Source organism: Rothia sp. ZJ932, assembly GCF_016924835.1.
GTDB lineage: Bacteria > Actinomycetota > Actinomycetes > Actinomycetales > Micrococcaceae > Rothia.
Window position 1 is genome coordinate 299,706 of the sequence record NZ_CP070480.1, and the last position, 15,449, is coordinate 315,154.

Below are 15,449 nucleotides of genomic sequence, written 5' to 3' on the forward strand. Positions count from 1 at the left end.
GGGTCGTGGGTTCGAGCCCCACAGGGCGCACAAATAATAACCCCGCGTTTCGCCTAGTCAGGCAAGGACTACGCGGGGTTTTCTTGTGCTCAAAACTGCCCCCGTGAACACACTGTGAACACCTTTGCCAGATACTTTGAAAGGTTCTCCCTGTGGTCGCGTACACTAAAACTCATGACCGAAACACTGCATGTTGTCTCTGCCGGGTTCTCTCATCTGAAGGGTACCAGCCATCAGCCACGTCACCTGGTTGAACTTACCGATAAAGGCGTAATCGGTGACCGCGAATTGTGTCTGGTTGATCCGGTGCAAAAACGGGTGTTGCGTACCGTGCAGAACCCCGCCCTGCTAAAAGTCATCACTGAGGTTGCCGATAACAGGCTAACGGTCTCCTTCCCCGATGGTAAGAGCTATACGACCCCGCTTGTTGAGACCGGTGAGGTTATTGTTTGTGATTATTGGGGTCGTAATGAATCAGTTCATCCCATTGCCGGGCAACTGTCTGAAGTCTTCACTTACTACCTGGGGCGCCCCGTTCTTCTGGCGCGGGCAGAACGCAATATCGTCTACGGGCGTCCTCTCACCATCATTGGAACAGCCTCCCTCAAAGAGTTAGGTCAGCGCTTGGGGGCGGAGAACTTCGAACAGCAGTACGCTCGCTTTCGCGCGTCCTTGGTCGTTGAAACCAGTGAGCCTTTTATAGAAGAAACCTGGCAGGGGTGCTCTTTCGACCTCACTGCAAAGCGCGGGATACTTGCCCAAGACAATTACAGTGTCAACATCGCCAACCCTGTACCTCGCTGCGCAGTCATTGACTACAACCCGGCAACCGGTGAGAAGGACGCGCGCATCCTGAAAACCCTCGCGTCTTTTCGCCTGCTCAACGACAAGGGAGAACCCTGCTTTGGCGTCTTTGCCTCCCTCCGTTGAGATCCTGATTAATCGTCGAGATCCTGTTTTAAAACAGGATTTGAGCAATTAAGTCAGGATCTCGGCGTATAACTAGTAGGTATGACTATCAAAAGCGTAGAAAAAATTACCATACTGACCACCGGTGGAACCATCGACAAGGTGTACTCCGTAGCCGGTGAGCTTGAGATTGGTGATCCTTCGGTTCCGCAGCTGCTGACAGCCGTACTGACCGACGTTGAGTTTGAGCTGATTCCAGTGCTGGCAGTTGACAGCCTTGATATGACTGATACCGACCGTGCGCAGTTAGTCGATGCACTCGAAGGCGTAGCTACCGATCATGTCATCATCACCCACGGCACTGATACCATGCCCGAGACCGCCCGCTACCTGCTAGAGCACGCGCGTCTTGAAGGCAAGATTGTGGTTCTTACCGGTGCGATGCAGCCTGCTTCTATGCGTGTTTCGGACGCGGGGTTTAACCTGGGTGCGGCTGTTGCTGCTCTTAATCTTTTGGACGCAGGCGTGTACGTGAGTATGTCGGGCAAGATTTTTAAGGGTGCCACCGTGGTGAAAGATCGTTCTCGCGGTATTTTTGGCGTCCGCCCTTAGCGTTTGTATTGCCCATCACTTAATGTAGCGGATATGGTTAATAAGTCACAACGAAAGCAGGATTTTATGAGTAGCGCACCGCAGTACCCTCTACCGCCTGAGGGTTTTGAGCAGAATCAGCAGTTTTCGGAGGGCGCGGATGCGTCTGCTCAGGGTCGCTTCGTTGTTCCGCGTACTGTTCGCGCGGCCTTCACAGCTATCTGCGTGTTGGGTGTTCTGTATGGCGCTCAGCAGATTTATGGCGTAATTCTTAGCAGTAATCTACCCTCTACTCGTGAGGCATCTGAAACGTTAGGAAGTGGTTTCACCACAGCAACTAACATTGCAGCTGCTTTGTTCAGCTTGGGTTTTGTGATTCTGTTTTTTGTGGTGGCGTGGTTTGTGAAGGCAGGCGCGCAGTGGGCTCGTATTGTGGCGATTGTGCTCTCAAGCCTCTCCCTCGTATCGGCTGTGGTGGGTTTGCTGCTCATGCCTTTGCTGAACAGTTTGATGGAAAGTGTTGCATCGCAGGTCGATGTACAAGACTTCAGAGAAGTTCAGACACTGATTAGTGATCCGCTCGCTATTGGTATGAGTATCGTGGCAGCAGTCCTTTATGTCTTTGTGATTGTTACTCTCTCACTGCGTCCTTCAAGTCAGTACTATCGGGCGATGCGCGAGCAGAAGATGATGAAGCTACGTTTAGCTCATCAGACGATGTATAACGCGGTTTATAACCCTCCTGCTGGTTCATCCGGTCAGCCGGTGCCGCCCCGCGACTTTGTGCAGGGTTACGCACCCGCCGCAAACCAAGGTTCCACTGCGTCTCAGCAGAGCTGGCAGACCTCACACTCTGAACCTCACTCCTCTCAGGGGGCAGTGCCGCAGGCACCTACGCAGCGCCCTGACCAATCACCCCAAAACCAAGGAAACTACCGCGCACCGGGAGATTCGGCTTTTTAGAGTTCTACTTTTTGACCGGTCTTTTTGTAAGAAAGACTATGTGTCAAACTCTCAATCCTGAAATCGTAGAGAAGAGCGGGATAAGCTAGAGCATGGGCATAGTTTGATGCGAAAGTGTATTCATCTATTTCACCGGTGAGAAGCTCAACAAGGCTACTATTATAGACATCAAAGGGGTAGCCAATGAGCCCGTCTGATTCCCAGAAAACAACCGCTGCCTGCATATGCGTGCTAATTTCGTCGAAGGTTAACATTGACCGAACCACATAGGCAAAAAGCGGCTGCAGGCGGTGCCTGCCGAAGAAAACTCCAGTAAGCTGGGGTGAACCCCACTAGCTCTGTCTCAATGTTTAGACTGAGCTCTTCTTTGATTCCTCGTAGCGCTGTGCAGGTTGGGCTAAAACCAGAATCCGAGCCGATACCGGCAGGCAGAGAAACCTCCGCCACAAAGTGAAGGGCAATTCTTGCGTCGTTGGGGCTGCAATCTGAACCACGAACACTACCTGCGATGAATGTCTTTCCACACCGGGTAAGAACCATCTAGAAGCAAAATAACTAGTAAAAGGTAAAGAATGATGCTTTTGAGATGATCTTTCTATATGTGGTGCGTTGGGGCAAGTCACGGTGCATTTTTAGTGCCCTGAACCTTGGCGTACCGTATTATCACGCGCTTTCGGCAGGCTTTTCAGGAGGGTCAGGGCGCTGATGATACCGGCGCTGCACAGGGCGACCGCCACGATTGATGAGTAGCCTACACCGAGCGAGAAGGCATTTTGGGCGCTGCTGATGAGGGCGCTCGCTGCAGGTTCTGGGTAGCGGGTTGCCGCGTCCATTGCACCGCCGAGGGTTTCTTGGGCGATGTGCTGATCGGTGGTTGAATAGCCTGCGGGTACTTGCACATTGAGTCGGTAGATGGCGGTCAGCGCTGTGCCGAGAATCGCTGCGCCCAGGACGCTGCCGAACTCGTAAGCAGTTTCAGAAACGGCTGAGGCAGCGCCGGCTTTGTTGGCGTCTACTCCGCCGATGATGGCATCGTTAGCCAAGGTTTGCGCCGCACCATTGCCCAGCCCTAAGAGCATGAACCCGAGCACGAAGATGAGAAAGGACGCACCGGTAAAGCCGCCGGCAGCAACAAAAGTGTAACCGGTAACGGCTAGCGTCAGCGCTGCGGCAACGAGGTGGGCAGGTCTAAAAGATTGAGCCAAACGCACCACGAAAAGACCGGAGAAGATAGAGCAGAGAACACCCGGTAGCATGGTGAGACCAGCCTGCATGGGGGTAAGCCCCACAACGAGCTGCACGTATTGGGAGTAGAAAATCATGAAGCCTGTCATGCTAGTCATGGTGATGAGATTGCTCAGCAGCCCCCCGGTGAAGGTCTTTGAGTGAAACAAAGACATATCGAGCATGGGGTTCTCTAGCTTGTTTTGTCGCCTCACGAAAGCCCACGTAGTGACCGCGCCTACGAGGGCTGCGGGGTAGATGCTGAGGTGCTCTAACCCCTCGGTAGCACCCACTTTCAGCGCGTACACCAAACCGAACATTGCTGCCATCACCAACATAATGCTCAGCGGATCAATGGATCCGGGCGCTTCCGAGCGGGAATTAGGCACCAACAGAGGCATAAGAATCAAAGCGGGAATCAGGATCAAAGTAGCAATGAAGAAGATCGAACCCCACCAAAAATGCTCCAGCAAGAACCCGCCCATAACCGGTCCCAAAACTGCCCCGGCGGAAAAGCCAGATGCCCAAATAGCAAGAGCCGCACGACGCTGGTTGGGGTCAAGGAAAATATTGCGTAAGAGCGAAAGGGTAGCGGGCATCAACATCGCGCCAAAGAAGCCTAATGCTCCACGCGCCGCAATCAGCCAAATCGCGTCCGGAGCGAAACTTGCAAAAGCCGAAACCACCGCAAACCCCACACAGCCAACCAAAAGCAGGGTGCGGCGTCCTACCTTATCGCCTAGAGCACCCATCGGTACTAGCAGGGCAGCAAGAACCAGCGGGTAGATATCAACCATCCACAAAAGCTGCGTGCCGGTAGGTGCCATGACCCGTGAAATTTTGGGCAGCGCGAAACTGAGCACTGTATTATCAACTGAAATCAGTAGAACCGGCAGCATCAGTACAGCAAGTGCTAGCCACTGTTTGGTGCCAGCACGCAGGGGAATGGTGGTGGTGATAGGCATATTGCCCAGTCTACTCGCGTGCAGCTGTGACCCCGGCTATGCGTTGAGAGTGCATTTTAAGACATCTTTTGAGCTAAAAACCTGTCTTAAATTGCGCTTTCGGCTACTGTGAATAGTGATGACTACCGTACAAATACCCTCTTCAGATTCTCTTTACCACCGGGCACTTGAGCTCCTTCAACGCCTGACCAATAATCCTGCTGCCCGGTTTCACGCGGGTCAGTATGAAGCGATTGAGTCGCTGGTTCTACACCGCCGTAGGTCATTGGTGATTCAGCGAACGGGGTGGGGTAAATCGGCGGTTTATTTTCTGTCGGCGCTGTTGATGCGTGAGCAAGGTGCTGGGACTACCCTTATTGTTTCTCCTCTCTTAGCGCTAATGCGTGACCAGGTGCAGGCTGCCGCTCGTGCGGGGGTACGCGCCGCGATGGTAAATTCCTCGAACGTCACGGAGTGGGATGCGATTGCCCAGCAGATTTCTCGCGGCGAGATAGATGTTCTGCTGATTAGCCCCGAACGCCTGAATAACCCCGCCTTTTTGAGGGACTGGATGCCTCACCTTCTGCCTTCTTTGGGCATGTTGGTGGTGGACGAAGCTCACTGTATTTCTGACTGGGGGCATGACTTCCGCCCTGACTACCGCCGTATTCGTACCCTGATTGAGCAGCTACCGTCTCATGTGCCGGTGTTAGCGACAACGGCAACTGCTAACGAGCGGGTGGTTCAGGACGTTATTGAGCAGCTTGGCACTCACGCCTTGGCTCCTCAAACTGGGCAGGGTAGCTGGGCGGACTCGTCCGCTATGGTAAATTCCGTCCCGGAAAATACGGTGCCCGGTGACGTTTTTGTACTGCGTGGCCCGCTGACCCGTGATTCTTTGCGGTTGGGGGTGTTGAGTCTTGATCACTCAGAACAGCGCCTTGCCTGGTTGCTAAGCCACCTCAATGAGATGCCCGGTTCAGGCATTATTTATACGCTCACCATCTCGGCAGCAGTTGATACTGCAACCGCCCTGCGCGCTGCGGGCTATGAGGTGTACGCCTACACCGGTCAGACTGATACCGAGGAGCGCGAAGAACTCGAACAGGCGCTGAAAGAGAACCGCCTGAAAGCTCTGGTTGCCACGAGTGCTTTGGGTATGGGGTTCGATAAGCCAGACCTGGGTTTTGTGGTTCATCTGGGCGCACCTTCGTCTGCTGTTGCTTATTATCAGCAGGTTGGTCGCGCAGGTCGCGGTGCTATTAACGCTGATGTGCTTTTACTGCCTGGTTCAGAAGACAAAGAAATTTGGGAGTATTTCGCGGCGGCTTCGATGCCCACCGCCGAGAACACCGGGGCAGTCTTGCAGGTTCTGAACGAGGCACGGTCGCAGGGGCAGGCGCTGAGCGTTCCTGCCCTTGAGGCAAGGGTAGATATCAAACGTTCCTCCCTCGACTTGCTCCTAAAGGTCTTGGCAGTCGAAGGTGCTGTTCAACGCGTAGAAAAGGGCTGGGCTGCCACCGGCGCACCCTGGCATTACGATCGCGAACGGTATGATCGGGTGGCTCAGACGCGAGTTGCAGAGCAAAACGCCATGCTCGACTACATCAGCACCACACAGTGCCGTATGCAGTACCTTGCCTTTCAGCTTGATGATGAGAGCGCAACCCCCTGCGGGCGCTGTGACACCTGCGCTGGCACCTGGTACCCGACGAATATTACAACGGACGCCCAAGAACAAGCCCGCGGCGCACTAACCAGCGAGGGGCTAGAGATCGCTCCGCGCCGTCAATGGCCAAGCGGTCTTAATAACCTGGGCGTATACGAAAACGGCAAGCCCCTGCGCGGCAAAATACCGGCAGAACACCAGGCAGAACCCGGCAGAGCACTTGCCCGACTCACCGATTTAGGGTGGGGCAACCAGCTCCGCGAAATCTTCACCAACGCCGAACAGACCCCCGAAAAAGACGCACCCCTTTCTGATGAACTAGGACGCGCCTGCATCCGCGTACTGGCAGCCTGGGACTGGCAAGCACGCCCCACCGCCGTTGTACACCTGCCCTCACCCGTGCGTCCAACCTTGACGGAATCTCTAGCACAAGGGCTCTCACGAACCGGCAAAATACCCCACCTCGGTGCTCTACATCAGCTCTCAGCAGGGCACTTTGGGGGTAACAGTGTTTTCCGCTGCGCGGCAACAGTACATTCCTACGCCCTCCCCGAGACGCTAGAAAGCTACCTCAACGAATACAACCCCGACATCCTGCTGGTCACCGATCTGATCGATTCACGCTGGTCAATAACCGCAGCTGCCCGCCTCCTCAAAGTGGGCGGCGCTCGCAGCGTCCTTCCCTTCGCCCTTGCAAGTACCCACTAACACCATGACTGAACCCACCACTTCGCAACCGGTGGCTCCCGGTAGCTACCTTGCCGCCCGCCGTGCCCGGCAACCGCACCATGAGCAGTGGATGCGCCAAGCGCTAATGCAGGCTCGTCAGGCTCTAGAACACGCAGATGTTCCCATCGGCGCTATTGTCGTGGACGCTCATGGTGAGGTGATAAGCCGCGGCTATAACCAGCGCGAAGCCCACCAAGACCCCACAGCCCACGCTGAAGTTATAGCTTTGCGTGAAGCTGCTCGCGTCACCGGCTCGTGGCGGCTTGATGGGTGTACCCTCGTCGTTACCCTAGAACCCTGCCTGATGTGTGCGGGCGCGATCTTGCTGGCGCGCGTCCCCACCGTTGTCTTTGGGGCGTGGGAAGAAAAGATGGGTGCTGCTGGTAGCGTCTATGACACTTTGCGCGATGCGAAACTTCCCGTGCGAGCTGAGGTGTACTCAGGTGTTCTTGAGGAAGAGTGCGCTGATCTTCTGACTGATTTTTTTATGGGTAGGCGAGAGCCTAGACCGTAGTTGGCACGCGCTTTGGGCACCGCAGAACCGCAGGAGAGGGCGCCGGGCGCCACAGTCGAAAAAATCTCCCCTAAGTTACTGGCAAGTAACACCGCATCGTTGCCGTCTGGGGGTATAATTTTTGAAAAATAACCCCAGTAATTTCAAATACTGAGGTTTCAGACCACGCACGCTCACTTGAGGTGAGCAACTTTCCCTCAAAGGTGAACCGTGACAGAAACCCCTCTCTACACCCCCGACGAGCCGTACTCACAGCGCTCTCTTTACTCTTCTATCCCGGCGGCAAAACCCCCGAAGACCACTAAAACCCAGCTCAAACTCTTCGAAGCAGCCCTAGAAATTATGCGAGAGAAAGGCTCTGAGGCGACTACCGTTGAAGAGGTTGCTGAGCGCGCCGGAGTTTCAAAAGGCACGGTCTACTACAACTTTGGGTCGAAGAAGACCATTGTTGATCAGCTACTGAAGTACGGCTCGAAGCTGCTTATCAACGAGATCAACAGAGGCAGGAGCGCAGACGATACCCGCGAGGGTCTAGAGATTGCCTGCCGCTCAGCCTTTGAATTTTTGGGGGAGCACCGAGGGTTCGCCCGACTATGGATCTCTGAGGTTTGGCAGAACCCCGAAGAATGGTCGCCCACTATGCGCGAAGCTCGCAATCAGGTAGTGGTTGCTATTCGAAGACTCGTGCAGTTGCTTGCTACCCAGTACACTGTTGATGCCACCCGCAGTCCCGATACCGTGGCGGTTGCTCTCTTTGGTGCGGCTTTCATGCTGAGTATGGACCAAGAAGTTCACAACGCTGATCTTGGTGTCGCTGACGCTACCCAGGCAGCTATGTTGGTGATTGACGGTTACATTACTGGAATCCACCCCACTTTTGTGCACCTCAATAACGCGCGTATTTGAGTATTGTTCGGGTTTTCGGTAAGCTCATAGACGCTGGTGACGTGTCCGAGCGGCCGAAGGTGCAACACTCGAAATGTTGTGTACGGTAACCCCGTACCGAGGGTTCAAATCCCTCCGTCACCGCCAGATAAGACCCCGCGTTTTACCTAGCCAGACTGGGAATCGCGGGGTTTTTGTATGCCCAAAACCACCCCGTGAACGCAAGAGCGCTACTTCACTCGTCCTTGCCGGTGTGACCATGTTCTGTTCAGAGGTGACCAGGTTCTGCCCAGGTGACCACGATAAACCTGCTCACCTGGGCAGAGGGTGGTCACACCGGGTAAATCGTGGTCACTAGTGACAAAAGCTGGTCACACGGGTGAGGTAGGGGGTATAGAAAGCTCGGTGCGGACGCGCTACTCAGTCGGTGGGTGCTACCGGACGGTGGTAGGTTTGTTGTATGCGTATTAAAGTTCTTGACCACCCGCTGGTGGACCACAAAATTACCGTGTTGCGCAGTAAAGATACTGCCTCACCGATTTTCCGTCAGCTCGTTGACGAGCTGGTGACTCTGCTTGCTTACGAGGCTACCCGTGAGATTCGCGTAGAAGACCGTGAAGTGGAGACCCCGGTGGCGAAGACTGTGGGTAAGCACATTTCGTCTCCTCGCCCCCTGGTGGTGCCGATTCTGCGTGCCGGTTTGGGTATGTTGGAGGGTATGACCCGCCTGATTCCTACTGCTGAGGTTGGTTTCTTGGGTATGGCTCGTAACGAGGAAACCCTCGATATCGTGACCTACGCCGAACGTCTGCCTGAGGATCTTACCGGCCGTCAGGTCTACGTTCTTGACCCCATGCTGGCAACCGGTGGAACCTTGATTGAAACCATCAAGTTCCTGCGTAAGCGCGGAGCAGAACACATCACCTGCCTCTGTATTCTGGGTGCGCCTGAGGGCATTGAAGCTCTTGAAAAGGGTGTGGATGGTCTCGAAAATATTGACCTGTTCCTCGCTGCTCAGGACGAGCGCTTGAATGATAAGGCGTACATTGTGCCCGGTCTGGGTGATGCTGGTGATCGTCTCTACGGCGTTGCTGAGTAATTATAATCGGGTAGCCGATCTATAGGTGGCATGCCGGGAAAAGTGGGTCGAGCGGATGCGTCTGCTCGACCCATCTTTTGTTGGTGGGTGGGTGCCTGTGCGGTGGTTATGGCTGAGCATTTCTGTGCGTGTGTTTCGCCGTGAGGTGCGCTTTGTGAGCAAAGTGGCAATCTGATGCTTTCGGTGGAGCGTCGGCTCAAGGCTCTTCTGTCTGAAACGTATCTTCGAGCGGTGCATCTTGTTAACGTGAAGGGGGTAAAAATTATTGTTCACTCTTGACAAGTTAGCTGTGTGTATCTCTCAGCACTGTGTATTCTTGTAGTTGGGTAATATTTCACGTGAGAGGCTGTAACGCTAGAGCAACTCTCGGTATCATGTGAATATGTATGCATTAAATATTCGCTGAAATATTTTGTAACACGAGCAAAAAATGCGCATACAGTTCAGCATGAGAAAAAATGATAATTGTTACTTGATTTATTGGGCTAATCAGAGTTCGATAAAAGAGCAACACACACGCAAAATTATTACGCGGTTAGCGCCCAACTGTACTAAAAGCGCAGCACCCCATTGGTGGGGCTAATGCGTTTTTGAGTCACACGAGAGCAGGAGAAAAATGTCAGGTGCACCTGGATACGTTCATATTTCCCAGCGCGGTCGAACCGGTGCCCATCAGGCTGCACCCGGCGTCGCGCGTTCTGCTAAGTCATACCCGGCTAATCTGCGTCCCATGACTGCCAGCGTGCCGGAGCCTCCTGCGCCCTCCAAACTCGCTGCTGAGTCTGAGGCGCGCGGGTTCGTGCTCTACGTGGGATTGAGCGAAGAAGCTGCTGCCGCCAAAGGAACGTCCTTGGTGCGAATTGTTCAGGATCTTCGTGCTTACACCCATAACTTGGTGTCTGAGGCTGAATCGTACGCTGCGGTTGCTCTTGCGCCTACCAATGCTGAGGGTAGCGACCTTGAGGTGGTTCGCAATGCTTTGGGTGATCCCACTGCCGTTCATCACGCACCTGAACCTGCTGCACCGCGTCAGGGTGGTATTTTCTCTTCTGACTCAAAGCCCACCCACACCACCGGTGTGCTGATTGACCTCTCGCGCCGTGAAGTCTTTTTAGACGGTGAGCTACTGAACCTCACCTTCAAAGAATTTGAGCTATTGAACTACCTGGTTGAAAACGGTGCGCGCACCGTTGCTCGTGAGGAACTACTGCACAGCCTGTGGCACGACGCTGAAGAGGTGCCGAATGAGCGCACCATTGATGTGCATATCCGCCGTCTGCGTTCGAAGCTGGGACGTCTCTCGAATACCGTTCGTACCGTGCGCGGTCAGGGCTACCGGTTCTATGAGCATCCTGAGGTTGTTATCTGGGCAGCTCCTGAATACTCCATCTAAGTCTCAGAAGACTTCCAGCGTGGTAGATTGCTGTGCCTCTTGGGTAGGCTAGAGAGCATGAGTGAAACAGACTTTCAGATTGCATCTTCAACCCTCGGCAGCGGCTTGCAGCGCGTAGCTTTTTTGCACGGGCTTATGGGGCGGGGTAAAAACTTCACCCGTATTGCCCGCGGTCTGGGCGATGATTTCACCGTTTTGCTCATGGATATGCCCAACCATGGTGCTTCGGGGTGGACGCAGGATTTCGACTATGCGCGCATGGCTGACCTGGTAGCTGAGAATCTGCGCAAAGGCTTCGCGCACGAGAGCCCGGTGGATATTGTGGGACACTCGATGGGCGGTAAGATCGCTATGCTGCTGGCACTGCGTCACCCCGAGCTGGTAAACCGTCTGGTGGTCATGGACATCGCGCCCAACGATTCAAAGGGTAGTTTTACGGTGCTCTTGGATTCTTTGTTGAGCTTGAACCTCAAGACCCTCACCTCCCGCAGCGCCGCTGGGGACGAGGTCTCCGACCGGGTGCCTGACGCTGGCGTCCGTGGTTTTCTACTGCAGAACCTTGCCCGCGGTCAAGACGGTTTCTACTGGGAGCCGAACCTGGGGATGCTGCGCGAAAATCTGGACGCGATTATGGGCTGGGATGCCCCCGACGAGGAGCCTTTTGCCGGGCAGGTTCTGTGGGTTGCCGGTGGAAATTCTAACTACATTCAGCCCGAAGATACCCCAACTATGCGTGCTCTTTTTCCGAAGGTTCGCAAGATTACGGTGAAAGGTGCTGGACACTGGGTACACGCCGATAAGCCCGACGCGGTGATTGAGATACTGTCGGTGTTTTTAGGCAAATAAGCACCCATTACACAGCTAAATACGGGTAAAACATCCCGCGAACGCTGGTTTGCGATGTTCTTGATGCGGCGTCATAAACAGTGGGTCTTGAAAGTGCGGGCTATATACTGGGCTACTGGTTCGTGTACTTTCTTCCTCGAGGAGCTCGTTATGGCAGCAGAAAAAACGCCGCCTTCAGTAGCAGATGTAACTACCGGCCCGCCCGGAAAACCAGCAGCAACACGCGCACCGGGCAAACTCAGTAAGCTCGGACAAGTCATGTACCCACACAATATTCACCCGGCGCTTGTACCCGGTGTCTCTATTGAAGATCAGCGGGTCAGCTACAGAATTGACAAGCCCATTCTTATTACCGTGGGGGCGGTCATCATCGCTTTCGTGGTGTGGGGTGTGATTGCACCTCAGAGCGTGCTTGATACATCAACTGTGGCTCTCACCTGGGTAATGCAGAACCTGGGCTGGATCTTTACCAGCATTGCCGCGGGACTCATGGTCTTTTTATTGGCGCTGGCGGCTAGCCGCTACGGAAATATTCCGCTGGGTCTTGACGGCGAAAAACCTGAGTTCTCCACCGCGTCGTGGGCAGCTATGCTCTTTGGCGCGGGCATCGGTATCGGCATCATCTTCTTTGGCCCCTACGAGCCTCTCTCTTACTACCTCAGCCCCCGTCCTGGTGCCTATGATGCAGCAACGGCGGAGGCAATCACAGGGGCAATGGCTCAGGCAGCCCTGCATTGGGGTTTTAACGCTTGGGCTATCTACGCCATTGTGGGGTTGGCAGTTGCTTACGTTTCTTACCGGCGCGGACGTGTGCCACTCATGAGCTCGATTCTCGCCCCACTTTTTCCCAACCACCGCAATGATTCGCTGGGATCGCGCACTATCGATGGGTTGGCTATTATTGCCACCCTTTTTGGTACCGCAGCCTCGCTCGGCATTGGCGCCCTGCAGATTGCTCGCGGTGTTGAAATTGTCTCTGGCTGGTCACCTGCCGGTAACACCATGGCGCTCATTATCATTGTGGTACTGACTATCGGCACCATTATTTCTGCGGTCTCCGGCGTCTCTAAAGGCATTCGCCTGCTCTCGAACGTCAATATGACGCTCGCTATCGGTCTGGCAATTTTCTTCTTCGTTGCAGGTCCCACCGCTTTCTTACTGAACATTATTCCGGCAACCATCATCGAATACGTGGGTACTCTGCCCGATGCTTTGAGCGCCAACATGGCAGAGTCAGAAGAAATGGAAGCATTCCTTTCTGGCTGGACCACCTTCTATTGGGCGTGGTGGGTGAGCTGGGCACCCTTTGTCGGCGTGTTTGTTGCTAAGATTTCGCGCGGACGTACGATCCGCCAGTTCATTCTGGGCGTACTGTTTATTCCCTCCACCATTATCATTCTTGCCTTTACGATTCTGGGTGGCACCACCATCTGGTTACAGCGTGAATCCAATGCTGTTGCACCCGATGGAACCGCGGCGTCCATGCCTGCTCCGCAAGAAATTTTCTTCGTGGTGCTTGAGCAGCTGCCCGGCGCACAGTTCGTTGCTCCGCTGGTGATTTTCATGCTGGCGATCTTCTTCATTACCACTTCAGATTCAGCGTCACTGGTAAACTCGCAGCTTTCGCAGAAGGGCAACCCTAACCCCAATAAACTCGTTACTACTTTTTGGGCACTATGCATGGCAGGTATCGCCGTGGTTATTCTGCTGACCGGTAACCAGAACGCCTTGCAGGGGTTGCAGAACCTAATTACCATTACTGCTCTGCCCTTCTCGGTGATACTTATTCTCATGTGCGTTGCACTGGTTAAAGAATTGCGTAATGACCCGCTGAGCATTCGCCGCGACTACGCGCGTACCGCCGTTGAAAAGGCTGTGGTACACGGTGTGAGCGAGCACGGTGACAACTTCAAAATTGCCATTGAACCCACCGACCCCACCAGCGAATACGCCACTGGCGCTGACTTTGACTCAACGGCAGAGGAAGTGACTGAGTGGTATACACGCACCGATGAAGAGGGCAACCCGGTCAAATTCGACTACACCCACGGTGTGTATCTGAACGAGGACGGTCAGCCCGTCACCAAAGAAAACCAAGTGCTAACCCCCGAAATGTTCGAGGAATACAAGAACAGGCACAAACGTTAAGCCTCTCACCACCGCACCTCCACAAGCGGCGCAACTATTCGTTATGAATATTTGCGTCGCTTGAGTGGGTTATGGTGAAGTTAGATACAAGCACCGCATCACGTCACTGAAAGGATTTTTGCACATGAGTATCGCAGCTGATACCAACGAGAAGTTTGTTCACTATGCCCACGGGGAACGTCTAGTTTCTACCCAGTGGGTCGAAGAAAACATCAGCACCCCCGGCCTGGTAGTACTCGAATCAGACGAGGACGTACTTCTCTACGAAACCGGTCATATTCCCGGCGCCCTCAAAATTGACTGGCACACCGAACTCAACAACCCCGTCACCCGCGACTACGTGGACGCTCAGGGCTTTGCTGATTTGATGAAAGCCAAAGGTATCTCACGCGATGACACTGTGGTCATCTACGGTGACAAGTCGAACTGGTGGGCAGCCTACGCCCTGTGGGTTTTCACTCTCTTCGGTCACCAAGACGTCCGACTCATGGACGGCGGCCGCACCAAGTGGGTTGAAGAAAACCGCGCCCTCACCACCGACAAGCCTGACGTTCCTGCCACTGACTACCCCCTGGTAGAGCGCAACGACGCACCCATCCGCGCCTTCCTACCCGAGGTCAAAGCCAACATCGGCAAGCTACCCCTGATCGATGTTCGCAGCGCGGACGAATACACCGGCGCTCGCACCCACATGCCCGGTTACGCTGAAGAGGGCGCTCTGCGCGGCGGTCACATTCCCACCGCTCACTCGGTACCCTGGGCTAAAGCAGCCAATGAAGATGGAACTTTCAAGAGCTTCGATGAACTCAAAGCCCTGTACATTAAAGAGCTGGGCTTGGCTGACGCCGATGACATCATCGCCTACTGCCGTATTGGTGAGCGCTCATCACACACCTGGTTCGTGCTGAAGTTCCTGCTGGGCATTGACAGTGTGCGTAACTACGACGGTTCCTGGACGGAATGGGGCAACGCTGTTGCCGTACCCATCGTCAAGGGCGAAGCACCCGGTGAGGCTCTATAAATGACCAGCGAACTCACCGGAAAACTGGCAGAAATCGCCGCTGAATTTGCGGAGGTAGCTGCGTCCGACCGCCTGCAACTGCTCTTAGAATTCAGCCAGTCTTTGCCGGTGCTACCCGAGCGCTACGCCGATCACCCCGAGCTACTTGAGGCCGTACCCGAATGTCAGTCACCGATTTTTCTCATTACTGAGGTTAATGACGGGATTGTTAACCTTTTCTTCTCAGCGCCTGCTGAGGCACCGACTACCCGCGGTTTCGCTTCTATCTTGCATGAAGCGCTGGACGGTCAGAGTGTAGAGGACGTACTTGACGTACCTGAGGACACTGCCTTGCGCCTTTCGCTGACCGATCAGGTGAGCCCGCTACGACTGAACGGTATGAGCGGTATGCTGGCGCGTATTCAGCGTCAGGTGCGCGAAAAAATATAAGATCAGTAGCTTTTCTTCTGACTAAGGGCGCACAAAGGGAAATCTCCGAGAAGAGTTTTTGTGCGCTCTTGCCTACCCAAGGAGC

At 54.4% G+C, this 15,449-nt stretch carries 14 protein-coding genes and 1 tRNA gene; 13 read left to right on the forward strand and 2 right to left on the reverse strand.

Annotated features, from left to right (window positions below):
- Positions 1-174: 174 nt before the first annotated feature.
- The 3 genes from JR346_RS01385 (at position 175) to JR346_RS01395 (ending at position 2,463) form a co-directional block, all read left to right on the forward strand.
- Positions 175-930 carry an MOSC domain-containing protein gene (locus JR346_RS01385; protein WP_205482645.1) on the forward strand — a complete coding sequence of 252 codons (756 nt, stop codon included), beginning with the start codon at positions 175-177 and terminating at the stop codon, positions 928-930.
- Between the two features lie 81 nt (positions 931-1,011).
- Entirely contained in the window at positions 1,012-1,521 is a 510-nt protein-coding gene (locus tag JR346_RS01390) for an asparaginase domain-containing protein (RefSeq protein ID WP_205482646.1), read from the forward strand.
- 66 nt (positions 1,522-1,587) lie between these two features.
- Complete coding sequence (locus JR346_RS01395) at positions 1,588-2,463, forward strand: hypothetical protein (RefSeq protein WP_205482647.1); 876 nt, start codon at positions 1,588-1,590, stop codon at positions 2,461-2,463.
- Here the strand turns inward: JR346_RS01395 and JR346_RS01400 are convergent.
- Both JR346_RS01400 and JR346_RS01405 read right to left on the reverse strand, forming a co-directional pair.
- Positions 2,460-2,717, reverse strand: coding sequence for a hypothetical protein (locus JR346_RS01400; protein ID WP_205482648.1), 258 nt, complete (start codon positions 2,715-2,717; stop codon positions 2,460-2,462). The two genes, JR346_RS01395 and JR346_RS01400, sit on opposite strands and share 4 nt — an antisense overlap.
- Before the next feature lie 378 nt (positions 2,718-3,095).
- Positions 3,096-4,652: an MFS transporter gene (locus JR346_RS01405; protein WP_205482649.1), complete on the reverse strand. Its 1,557-nt coding sequence runs from the start codon at positions 4,650-4,652 to the stop codon at positions 3,096-3,098.
- Positions 4,653-4,770: 118 nt separating this feature from the next.
- Between JR346_RS01405 and JR346_RS01410 the strand changes: the two genes are divergently transcribed.
- The 10 genes from JR346_RS01410 to JR346_RS01455 all read left to right on the forward strand — a co-directional run bounded on the left by JR346_RS01410 (position 4,771) and on the right by JR346_RS01455 (position 15,364).
- Positions 4,771-7,008, forward strand: coding sequence for an ATP-dependent DNA helicase RecQ (locus JR346_RS01410; protein ID WP_205482650.1), 2,238 nt, complete (start codon positions 4,771-4,773; stop codon positions 7,006-7,008).
- Between the two features lie 4 nt (positions 7,009-7,012).
- Positions 7,013-7,543, forward strand: a complete 531-nt coding sequence (tadA, locus tag JR346_RS01415; RefSeq protein WP_255521903.1) for a tRNA adenosine(34) deaminase TadA — start codon at positions 7,013-7,015, stop codon at positions 7,541-7,543.
- Between the two features lie 210 nt (positions 7,544-7,753).
- Positions 7,754-8,449, forward strand: coding sequence for a TetR/AcrR family transcriptional regulator (locus JR346_RS01420; RefSeq protein WP_240333975.1), 696 nt, complete (start codon positions 7,754-7,756; stop codon positions 8,447-8,449).
- Positions 8,450-8,484: 35 nt separating this feature from the next.
- Positions 8,485-8,575, forward strand: a tRNA-Ser gene (locus JR346_RS01425).
- A gap of 313 nt (positions 8,576-8,888) precedes the next feature.
- A complete protein-coding gene (gene upp / locus JR346_RS01430; RefSeq protein WP_204877569.1) occupies positions 8,889-9,527 on the forward strand; it encodes a uracil phosphoribosyltransferase in 639 nt (212 codons plus the stop codon).
- A 616-nt stretch (positions 9,528-10,143) separates the two neighbouring features.
- A complete protein-coding gene (locus tag JR346_RS01435) occupies positions 10,144-10,920 on the forward strand; it encodes a winged helix-turn-helix domain-containing protein (protein ID WP_204877568.1) in 777 nt (258 codons plus the stop codon).
- A 57-nt stretch (positions 10,921-10,977) separates the two neighbouring features.
- The gene (locus JR346_RS01440; RefSeq protein ID WP_205482651.1) at positions 10,978-11,766 is read left to right on the forward strand and encodes an alpha/beta fold hydrolase; all 789 of its coding nucleotides are present in this window, start codon (positions 10,978-10,980) and stop codon (positions 11,764-11,766) included.
- 150 nt (positions 11,767-11,916) lie between these two features.
- Positions 11,917-13,914: a BCCT family transporter gene (locus JR346_RS01445; protein WP_204877566.1), complete on the forward strand. Its 1,998-nt coding sequence runs from the start codon at positions 11,917-11,919 to the stop codon at positions 13,912-13,914.
- 124 nt (positions 13,915-14,038) lie between these two features.
- Positions 14,039-14,935 carry a sulfurtransferase gene (locus JR346_RS01450; RefSeq protein WP_204877565.1) on the forward strand — a complete coding sequence of 299 codons (897 nt, stop codon included), beginning with the start codon at positions 14,039-14,041 and terminating at the stop codon, positions 14,933-14,935.
- A complete protein-coding gene (locus JR346_RS01455; protein WP_204877564.1) occupies positions 14,936-15,364 on the forward strand; it encodes a SufE family protein in 429 nt (142 codons plus the stop codon).
- The last annotated feature ends 85 nt before the right edge of the window (positions 15,365-15,449 follow it).

Bases quoted from the DNA above. Each gene is read 5' to 3' on its own strand.
- JR346_RS01445 (WP_204877566.1), top strand. From the start codon at position 11,917: ATGGCAGCAGAAAAAACGCCGCCTTCAGTAGCAGATGTAACTACCGGC.
- JR346_RS01400 (WP_205482648.1), bottom strand. From the start codon at position 2,717: ATGTTAACCTTCGACGAAATTAGCACGCATATGCAGGCAGCGGTTGTT.
- JR346_RS01385 (WP_205482645.1), top strand. From the start codon at position 175: ATGACCGAAACACTGCATGTTGTCTCTGCCGGGTTCTCTCATCTGAAG.
- JR346_RS01440 (WP_205482651.1), top strand. From the start codon at position 10,978: ATGAGTGAAACAGACTTTCAGATTGCATCTTCAACCCTCGGCAGCGGC.
- upp (WP_204877569.1), top strand. From the start codon at position 8,889: ATGCGTATTAAAGTTCTTGACCACCCGCTGGTGGACCACAAAATTACC.
- JR346_RS01455 (WP_204877564.1), top strand. From the start codon at position 14,936: ATGACCAGCGAACTCACCGGAAAACTGGCAGAAATCGCCGCTGAATTT.
- JR346_RS01395 (WP_205482647.1), top strand. From the start codon at position 1,588: ATGAGTAGCGCACCGCAGTACCCTCTACCGCCTGAGGGTTTTGAGCAG.
- JR346_RS01390 (WP_205482646.1), top strand. From the start codon at position 1,012: ATGACTATCAAAAGCGTAGAAAAAATTACCATACTGACCACCGGTGGA.
- JR346_RS01450 (WP_204877565.1), top strand. From the start codon at position 14,039: ATGAGTATCGCAGCTGATACCAACGAGAAGTTTGTTCACTATGCCCAC.
- JR346_RS01405 (WP_205482649.1), bottom strand. From the start codon at position 4,652: ATGCCTATCACCACCACCATTCCCCTGCGTGCTGGCACCAAACAGTGG.
- JR346_RS01410 (WP_205482650.1), top strand. From the start codon at position 4,771: ATGACTACCGTACAAATACCCTCTTCAGATTCTCTTTACCACCGGGCA.
- JR346_RS01435 (WP_204877568.1), top strand. From the start codon at position 10,144: ATGTCAGGTGCACCTGGATACGTTCATATTTCCCAGCGCGGTCGAACC.
- tadA (WP_255521903.1), top strand. From the start codon at position 7,013: ATGACTGAACCCACCACTTCGCAACCGGTGGCTCCCGGTAGCTACCTT.